The organism is Bacillus cereus group sp. N21 (assembly GCF_016483395.1).
Taxonomy (GTDB): Bacteria; Bacillota; Bacilli; order Bacillales; family Bacillaceae_G; genus Bacillus_A; species Bacillus_A pseudomycoides.
Genome location: NZ_JAEHBX010000116.1, coordinates 1 through 9,139, shown reverse-complemented (window position 1 = coordinate 9,139; position 9,139 = coordinate 1). Strand labels below are relative to the sequence as shown.

The following is a 9,139-nucleotide window of genomic DNA, read 5'->3' as shown; positions in this document are numbered from 1 at the left end:
GATAATAGGTGGACTATAGAATGAAATTCACTGGTACAAAACTATAAATTCCCGGCCCAATTCAATTAGAATATTCAAATAAAACCATCTTTTTTGAAGTGTAATTGGTCCTATCAATTTTTCACTTACATGCTGGAATTACATACTTGCCAAATAAGTCTAAGGATGAAAGCACTTTATGATGTTCTAATCCACCAAAATTCATTACTGCCATAAAATTCGTAACACCTATTTCCCTGTAGGACTGAATTTGTTTAATAACTTCATCAGGACTTCCTATTACTGGATTGAATTTATGTTTAAGGTCTTCATATGAGATATTCGTCCCACGCGGAGTATTCATAAATAGTTGATAAGGATCTTTTGCATTGGATTCAGCATCTACATATGTTTCACCAACATGAACATGAAATGCAACAGGGATTTCTAACTGGTCTGGATTACCGTATCCTGATTTCAGATACATATTTTTGTATGTATCAATCAGCTTTGCTAATTCATCCCGTGATTTACTAAACCCAAGGCCCATGAAATTGCTTCCCATACTAGCAACATGACTAACACCTTTTTCACTAGAGGTTGCAATCCAGTGAGGCGGAAACGGAGCTTGTATTGGCTGGACACTAAGTTTAAGATCATTGTATTGAAAAAACTTTCCTTGATGGGAAAAAGGCTTACCTGACCACGCCTTACGTAACACTTCTAGAGACTCGTTAAAACGCTCAGTTTTGTCCTCCAATGAAATATTATAACCATCAAATTCCTTCTGTGCATATCCACTACCTAACCCCAAATCTAATCTTCCGTTTGATAAAAGATCAACCATCGCATAATCTTCAGCAACTCGTATAGGGTTGTGTAATGGAAGTACTGAAACACCCACACCAAGGCGAATTCTATTCGTCCTTTGAGATACCGCAGCGAGCAGAACTGCTGGAGAGGGATTAATACCAAAATCTGAGAAATGATGTTCTGTAAACCATACTCCGTCAAAATTCATTTCTTCAGCCCGAATGGCTTGCTCCAATACCTCATTATAGAATTGTCTAGAAGTTCGGGCTAATTGATCGGGGTAATTGTCAAATATTGTTAATGCACTAAATTTCATTTCATATCGCTCCTGATAATTTTATTTAGCTTCTTTATTTCACGGATTGTTTTCAAGAAATCTAGATGATAATGTACTTAAAAATAATCACTCTAATTTTCCGAATCATTCCACCTACGGCTGATTTCTAAACCATAATCCATATCATAAACTTCTTTTATAGCTTTAACCTTTTCAAGACTCTCTTGGCTAAATACAGGTTTGTTTTCAAAAGCATGAAGAACTATTCTTTCAAGAAGAACGCCTAGTGAAATATCATGATACTCTGCCATCGCTTTCAAAACTTTTACCATTCTTTTTTCCATTCTAATGCCAGTTTGCACACGCTCAACTTTAATTTTTTGATCTTTTCCACTCATTTGTTCATTATGTTGTTTCATAATTACACACCCTTCTCGCTAAAAAAAACCAATATCTTGTTACCTATATAACAATGTACTATTATAACAATGTCGCGTATTTTGTCAATTGTGTCATTAATATTATCGATTTAACATAATGAAATCTCGCCCCATCACTATCAAGATATTATAAATTTCTATCCACATAATGAAAAAAACGCGATTCTTTTTGTAGAAATATACAGAAAGAATCGCGTTTTTGATATAAATTTATCGATTTCTGATGAACTAGAATTGGTTTCTAAAGAATTGCAACGATGCATGTATACGGGATAATTCCTTACTTCCCTTATCGATTCAATTTCGATAACTCGCCCAATCACCAGTAATTATTAGTCTCTGTAACATCCCGTCATTTTGTGCAATATAGACATATGCCCCTATACTTCTATCCCCAAAATAGATGGTCTGTGTAATCCGATCATATAAATCTTTTTCTGGATTACCTGTATATTCTTCAAGTTCATCTAACTTTTTTAAAATCTCATCACTTACTTCATATACTTCTCCATATACCTTATTATCACTCGAAAGGATCATTGCAGGATAACCTTCATTTGTATCAAATAGTTTCCCATGAGTCCATGCTTCTTCAGTTATACATGTTGCCCCATGTAAATAATGGGCATTTGCTTGTTGTTTTCTTAAAGTGCCATAAACAAAAACATAGTGCATTTCCCTGTCCCCTTAATACTTCTCTATTTTCTTATTTGTAAATAAGCACGAATCATAAAGTAACTCACTTCATCTGGAAGTTGTTCTTTAATAGATTTTAATCCGCCTTCTGCATGTTGTACTGCTGATTCAATAAGAGATTCGTATTCTGCTGGAACGAAACTTGGCCAATCTACTTCCATACCTTCTTCATAACAACGAATTAAGTGGTTTTCGACAGTTTGGCGTGATAAGTCTCGTTCTTTGGCAATTGTACTTAACTCGGTTCCCAGTTTATACATTTCATACGTTTCTAAGTGAGAATTTGCTGATGCTTTTCCAGATTTTTTTCGTTCCGTAACAACTTCTGTTTTCATTGTTTCAGCGTAATCTGGGTTTTGTTCCATAAAATGAATGACTGCTTGTAAAAAGTGAGAACCATACTTAACAAGTTTATGTTCACCAATCCCTTTTACTTGTAGTAACTCATTTTCACTTTGTGGCATTTTCGTACACATATCTTTTAACGTTTGATCAGAGAAGATAACAAACGGTGGTACACCTTCTCCTTGTGCAATTTCTTTTCGCACTTCACGAAGCACTTCAAACAGTGGATGGTCTTGTACAATTTGTCTTGTTTCCACTCTTTCTTTCCGTAACACATTTTCATTTCCTAGTAATACTTCTTTTCCTTTAGCTGTTACTTTTAATGTTGGATAAGTCCCATGTTCCACCGCAATTAACTCTTCTGAAATTAAAAACTCAATAAACTCACTTACCTCTTTTACACTACGATTCGATAAAAGACCATAAGTTGGTAATGTGTGGAAATCAAATTCTATTACTTTTTTATTTTTTGACCCGGTCAACACTTGCGCAATCATTTGTTTTCCAAATCTCTGATTTGTTCGAATCATACAAGATAAGACCATTTGTGATTCTCGCGTAACATCGACGCTTTCACGCTCATCTGTACAATTCCCACAGCGCCCACAATCTTCTTTCGGTTCTTCTCCAAAATACTCTAGAATAAATGATTGTAAACATTGTTCTGTATGACAATAATCCGTCATATGTTGTAGTTTTTCCAGTTCATTTGAGAAACGTGATTCCCCGGTAGATTGATCAATTAAAAAGCGCTGCACTTGCACATCTTGAGAGGAATATAACAAAATACATTCACTATCTAATCCATCACGACCAGCACGTCCTGCTTCTTGATAATAACTTTCCATATTTTTCGGAAGTTGATAATGAATCACATAACGAATGTTTGATTTATCTATCCCCATACCAAATGCAGATGTCGCTACCATAACACTCACTTCATCACGTAAAAATCGCTCTTGCTGTTCATTACGATCATGATCATTCATTCCGGCATGATAACGTGCAACTGAAACCCCTGCTTTATATAAATCTTCATACAACTGATCAACAACTTTTCTTGTCGCTGCATAAATAATTCCAGATTCCTTTTTATTTTGACGAATATAATCTGCTAAATATGCATTTCGGTCCTGCCCTTTAATTACTGAAAATGATAAGTTTTCCCTTTCAAAGGTTGTCATAATTGTATTCTCTTGATTAATTTCAAGAGCACGACAAATATCTTCACGCACTTGCGGTGTTGCAGTCGCGGTTAACGCAAGTACAAGTGGTTTTTCTGGAAGATAATCTAATATGCGGTGTATATGTAAATAACTCGGGCGGAAATCATGTCCCCATTGTGAAATACAGTGTGCTTCATCAATTGCGATCATCGGTATCTTCATATCAATTAATTGATCTACAAATTCCATTGAATCCAGACGCTCTGGCGCCACATATAGCAACTTATAATGACCTTGTTTCGCTAGTTGAATTCGTTGATTTGCTTCTGTAATTGAAATAGAGCTATTAATATATGTAGCTGAGATTCCATTTTGTACTAACGTATCTACTTGGTCCTTCATAAGTGAAATCAGAGGCGATATAACTAATGTTGTCCCTTCAAATACTAATGCCGGAATTTGATAACAAATTGATTTACCACCGCCTGTTGGCATAATACAAACGGTATCTTTTCCATCTAATACATTTTTAATTGTCTCATCCTGTCCTCTGCGGAATGATGAATAACCAAAATAGGACGCTAAAAGTTCTTGTGCTTTTGTAAACAAAAAAGATTCACCTGCTTTTCTTAGTCTTTCATCTAGTAATATTATATCATTACTCGAAAATCATTGTACTCTCTACTTCTCTCCATCGTTTCGCATGCTTACGTATAATCATTAAAAGCTCATGTAAAGCTGGAGAAAACCATTTATTTTTATGATACACCAATTGTGTTGCAAATTTTGTTTCATTTGAAATAACAGCGTGCAATCTCTTATCTTTCCACTCTTGCTGGACCGTAATAATTGGTAATAAAGAAATCCCTAATCCACACATGACACATTGCTTTATCGCCTCAATACTCCAAAATTCAAATGTACTTTCATGTTGGATCCCTTGTCTTTGTAAATAATGCTCAAAAAATGCTCGATAACTGCAACCACGTTCCGTATACAAAAAGGTTTCCTCTTGAGAAAATTGGACATCTTGCGAATCTGTTTGTGTCACAGTGTAATCTTTTGGAAAAACAAATGCCATTTGCTCCATGACAAGTTGCTCAATATGTAAATCCTCTTCATGACGCTCAGTGTCTAAGAGGAAAGCAATATCTATATTTCCACTCTTTAAATCATTTCTCAATTCCCGACACGTTGAAGCTTTTAATGTAATTTTTACTTTTGGATACTTCTTTTTATATTCATGAAGAATAGAGGGCAAGCGGTAAATTGTTAATGATTCTGGGGCACCAATTACAATTTTTCCAGTAATCTCATTATCCACACTTGGGATTTGTTTTGCTTTCTCAGACAAAGCAATCATTTCATTTGCATAAGGCAGTAGATACTTTCCTACATCTGTTAACACCATTTTTTTCCCTAATCGATTGAATAAAGGCTGTCCCATTTCTTGTTCAATTGCTTGAATATGCCCTGTTACAGTAGATTGTGCATATCCTAAATAGTCGGCTGCCCGTGTATATCCTCCTAACTCAACAATTGTTTTAAATGTTTTTAAATGCCGAATCTCCATCTCAATCTCTCCATTCTAACATCACAATTTCCGATTAATAACTTCATATATATCTATTTTACTGATAGATAAACTCGAATTACAATAGAAGAAACACAATTTTTCAAAAGGAGATGTATACATATATGAGAAAGAAAAAATTAGGACCAGTACTGCTCAGCGGTTTAATTATTGGTCCAATTTTAGGGTCTGGGATTATTTTACTTCCTCCACTGATCTACAAAACAACTGGAGATTATGCCATTATCGCTTGGCTACTTATTATGGGAATTGGTTTTCTATTCGCTTCCTTATTTGGTAAGTTAAGTATTCTCTTCCCTAGTGAATCTGGGGTTGCACATGCGGTAGATCAAGCTTTTGGACCTTCTATGAAGCAATTAACTTCTATTTTCTTTATCATAGCAGGTTGTCTAGGACCTACAGCTGTTCTTATGACAGTCAGTCAATATATAGCGGCTTTATTTTCAAACTTTAAAGTTCCATTAGAGGGAATTGGTTTTCTTTTAATGTGCCTTTGTGTATTGATTTTATTATTAGATATATCATCTATTGGAAAAATATCATTTGTATTTTCAACAGCTGCAACCGTTCTTTTATTGAGCGGTGGAATTCGTTCTATCCCTCATTTTCGATCGGAACAGCTAGTTCAAACATCTTTTTCTTTTGGAGATTTTGGATATAGTATTTTATTGCTCTTTTGGGCTTTAGTAGGTTGGGAGATTATTGGGAATTACAGTATGGATGTCAAAAATCGAAAAAAAACCATCCCACAAGCAATTACGATAAGCACACTTACTGTAACGGTTGTTTGTCTTGTCGTGGCAGGCGCCACACAATGGATTGTAATTCCTAGTTCACATCAAGAAGACTTACGAATAACAGCCATATTAGCTACTTTATTTGGAGAGTTTGCTGTTCCTCTTATCGCTTTTATTACTACTGTTCTTTGCATGAGTACATATTTATTAGTTGTTGGCGGGGTCTCGCGTCTTATCGCTTCCGAAGCAAAATATATAAAGAAATTATATACACTTTCCTATCGTACGAAATCGAATGTATCAATCTATTCTTTACTTTTCTTAATCGGCGTACATACCATTGTATTTATCTGTCTTTATAACGATTTCATTACAGTAGAACAAATTGTAGCCATTGCAAATGCTTTCTTTATCTGTAATGCCATTTGTGGAATCTTTGCAGCATATAAATTATTACCAGGTCTCTTTAACAAAATTCTTTCTTTAAGTTTGATTGTCTGTTTTCTTATCATTCTCTCTTTCTCTTCCATCTGGATTTTAATAAGTATTGGAATACTAGTTGGTTTCTATGGGTTACAGTACTTCAAAAACAGACCAAATACTTATGAAAAGGAAATTTCAATACGATAATGAAAAGAAAAGATTCTCATTTAAACTATTTCTCACACAAATTACAGATTCATTCCCATAATATATCCGCATCAAACTAAGGGAGGTTTATTTATGAAACGCAACAATAATCTAATTGTTTTTCGCTCTTCGAATAAACAACTCAAGGTTTCTAATCGTGATGCTTGGAAATATGAATCTCTTTATAAATATAGAACTTTATTCTCGTATAGGAAGATTTTCACAGCTCTTTTCAATCTCTTTTTCAAGAATACAAAACGTTAATATCTTTCATATAAAGTTTCTCAACATATAACCTATGGACTTCATTCATTACAATTGATAACGTTTAATTAATCTGTTGGATTAAAGCCCCTTCTTACGACCTGCTTCTTACTTGCAGGTCTTTTTTATTCTTTCATTACTCTATGAATTGAACACAAGCGTAAAAATTCGACATATATATGGCTACCGTAAATGTCTGCTTAAAATTTTTTCTCAATACACAAAACCCTTTCCATTTGTTACGATAAAAGTACTCCAGATGGGTTATTGCTCATCAACATTATCTAGTTAAAGGGACCTGCTGCGGGAAGTAGGTCTCTTTGACTTTGTCTGAAAGATTTCTTATAGCCCCCATACTAGACATTCATTTGGACACATTTACCAGGTTTCTTTCCAAGAAATTCATGCTAAGATTACTTTGTCGAGTTCGACATTCTCGACAATACCCTTATGAATCCCTGCAACTTCCCTTGCAGGGATTCATTTCTTTTATATTCACTTTTAATAACATCTACTTCAACTAAATTCCCTATAATTTACTCAAGAATATTTTCTTTAAAATTCTGCATAAATCCAACTCTATAATATTTTTTATCTTCTAGAAATCCCTTAATAATATTTACAGTAATCTTTTACCATTTGCCTTACCACTTTACATTTAACATGTATCGATATATTTTATTAATATCTTTTTTATTTGTAGGAGGAAACGTATTGATTAATGCACTAGGTCTCGCTTTTATTCTTTCTAATAAACCTGAAAAGAAGAAAAAAGTTTATCTTAATGATAGATTTGCACTAATAGACATTATTGAATCTAAAGATGTATATGATTCTGAAGGTAACCCACTAGTAGAGCTAACATGTAAATATAGTATTTATTTGGATGAAAAATACTATTGTAAATCTCTCGAAGACTACACTGGACAAGTATTTCCTTTCCTAAGTACAAAAATTGGCAAAGGTCTTGTTAGAAATTTAAATTATTATTTTTCATATGTTGATGTATACGATAAAAAACCACCAGTTAAAGAGATAAGAAACCTTATGAAGCAAGTAATAAACTATAACGTTTAGTATGTTCTAAATGGAAATTCTCTTAAAAATAGAAGCACCCAATTTGGGTGCTTTCCACTTATATTCTTTTGTTTTGGTTGTTGTACTAAAGACTGACAATATCTACATAACATAACTACCTCTCCCATTAACCCATTCCATGTTCAGCTATATGCACTGGGAAATTAACATCTTTTACATCAACAAAAAATGGATCGCCCATTAACTCCTCATCTAGCTTTTTTCCTTATAAGTCTATATTTCTAACGATACATAGCACCCTTATGTACAATATAAAGTGAAACTTTAATCAGCGGGGGCTTACTGCCCGTTAATGCGGGATAAATCGAGTTCTTTTAACTTTTACTGAATCTCGTTATGATTTCCAACCGCCCACTTCAACCTCTGCAGCATATATCCAATTCCTTTACAGCCTTCTAACGGATAGGAAATCATTTCTTCCGGATATAACTTTGTCACTACTTTTTTATGCTTCTTGCCTGCAAGCAGGACAATTTCATCAAAGTCTAGCAAGTCTTTATCAATCATCTGTCTTTCTAATTGTTCCATACTAATAATCTCATTACTTTTCGAATTAAAAGCAAGATCATAGTTTTTTTCTACTATATCAGTTGGCAGTAAAAATCCATGTTTAGCTGATAAAATAATCCAGTGTGAAAAAAATTGCGAAGCATATGCTTGGCATGCTTTTCCGAATGGACTAATGTATACATCCTTTGCTTCTGTTGGTCCCTTATCAGGATACTGATCCCAGATTTTCTTTTTTCCACATGGAATGATGCATAGCCTTTTCATTATTCCCTTTTTCCCTCTTTTCTCTTTCGATCCTATATATAATATGTTTTATTTTTTCATTATTACTTTTAAGACATAGTAATTACTAATGAAATCATAGCATTTTTAATTCACAGATAAAAATATCAGGTTTTTCTTTTCTTCCTACCCAAGTTCCATTTTCCCTAAATGAAACATTAAAATAACAGACCTTAATATCCGAAATTTTATGCTTCCTAAAAACAAAAAAGGACAAGCAGACTATATATCTGATATTATCCCCTTAAGGTAGACAGTGTAAAAAGACCATGAATAAACATGGATGTTACACTTTTACTTGGAGGGGA

8 protein-coding genes are annotated in these 9,139 nt (G+C 33.9%); 2 read left to right on the top strand and 6 right to left on the bottom strand.

The genetic code is table 11. The annotated features are described in order from the left end of the window. Positions 1-121: 121 nt before the first annotated feature. The 5 genes from JDS96_RS28890 to JDS96_RS28870 form a co-directional block, all read right to left on the bottom strand. Entirely contained in the window at positions 122-1,108 is a 987-nt protein-coding gene (locus JDS96_RS28890) for an LLM class flavin-dependent oxidoreductase (protein ID WP_199668876.1), read from the bottom strand. 92 nt (positions 1,109-1,200) lie between these two features. Beyond that, a complete protein-coding gene (locus tag JDS96_RS28885) occupies positions 1,201-1,488 on the bottom strand; it encodes a hypothetical protein (protein WP_199668875.1) in 288 nt (95 codons plus the stop codon). Positions 1,489-1,806: 318 nt separating this feature from the next. Continuing rightward, positions 1,807-2,184, bottom strand: coding sequence for a gamma-glutamylcyclotransferase family protein (locus tag JDS96_RS28880; RefSeq protein ID WP_199668874.1), 378 nt, complete (start codon positions 2,182-2,184; stop codon positions 1,807-1,809). A gap of 23 nt (positions 2,185-2,207) precedes the next feature. Then, positions 2,208-4,325 (bottom strand): DNA helicase RecQ, encoded by a 2,118-nt coding sequence (recQ, locus tag JDS96_RS28875; protein WP_199668873.1) that lies wholly within the window; start codon positions 4,323-4,325, stop codon positions 2,208-2,210. Positions 4,326-4,374: 49 nt separating this feature from the next. Then, the gene (locus JDS96_RS28870; RefSeq protein ID WP_199668872.1) at positions 4,375-5,289 is read right to left on the bottom strand and encodes a LysR family transcriptional regulator; all 915 of its coding nucleotides are present in this window, start codon (positions 5,287-5,289) and stop codon (positions 4,375-4,377) included. Positions 5,290-5,414: 125 nt separating this feature from the next. Here JDS96_RS28870 and JDS96_RS28865 point away from each other — a divergent pair, with 125 nt between their 5' ends. Together JDS96_RS28865 and JDS96_RS28860 are read left to right on the top strand one after the other, a co-directional pair. Then, the gene (locus tag JDS96_RS28865; RefSeq protein ID WP_199668871.1) at positions 5,415-6,677 is read left to right on the top strand and encodes an APC family permease; all 1,263 of its coding nucleotides are present in this window, start codon (positions 5,415-5,417) and stop codon (positions 6,675-6,677) included. Between the two features lie 978 nt (positions 6,678-7,655). Continuing rightward, complete coding sequence (locus JDS96_RS28860; protein ID WP_018765659.1) at positions 7,656-8,018, top strand: hypothetical protein; 363 nt, start codon at positions 7,656-7,658, stop codon at positions 8,016-8,018. Positions 8,019-8,360: 342 nt separating this feature from the next. Here JDS96_RS28860 and JDS96_RS28855 read toward each other — a convergent pair whose 3' ends face one another. Next, a complete protein-coding gene (locus tag JDS96_RS28855) occupies positions 8,361-8,813 on the bottom strand; it encodes a DUF6884 domain-containing protein (RefSeq protein ID WP_199668870.1) in 453 nt (150 codons plus the stop codon). Between the last annotated feature and the right edge of the window lie 326 nt (positions 8,814-9,139).

Bases quoted from the DNA above. Each gene is read 5' to 3' on its own strand.
- JDS96_RS28890 (WP_199668876.1), bottom strand. From the start codon at position 1,108: ATGAAATTTAGTGCATTAACAATATTTGACAATTACCCCGATCAATTA.
- JDS96_RS28885 (WP_199668875.1), bottom strand. From the start codon at position 1,488: ATGAAACAACATAATGAACAAATGAGTGGAAAAGATCAAAAAATTAAA.
- JDS96_RS28880 (WP_199668874.1), bottom strand. From the start codon at position 2,184: ATGCACTATGTTTTTGTTTATGGCACTTTAAGAAAACAACAAGCAAAT.
- JDS96_RS28870 (WP_199668872.1), bottom strand. From the start codon at position 5,289: ATGGAGATTCGGCATTTAAAAACATTTAAAACAATTGTTGAGTTAGGA.
- JDS96_RS28865 (WP_199668871.1), top strand. From the start codon at position 5,415: ATGAGAAAGAAAAAATTAGGACCAGTACTGCTCAGCGGTTTAATTATT.
- JDS96_RS28855 (WP_199668870.1), bottom strand. From the start codon at position 8,813: ATGAAAAGGCTATGCATCATTCCATGTGGAAAAAAGAAAATCTGGGAT.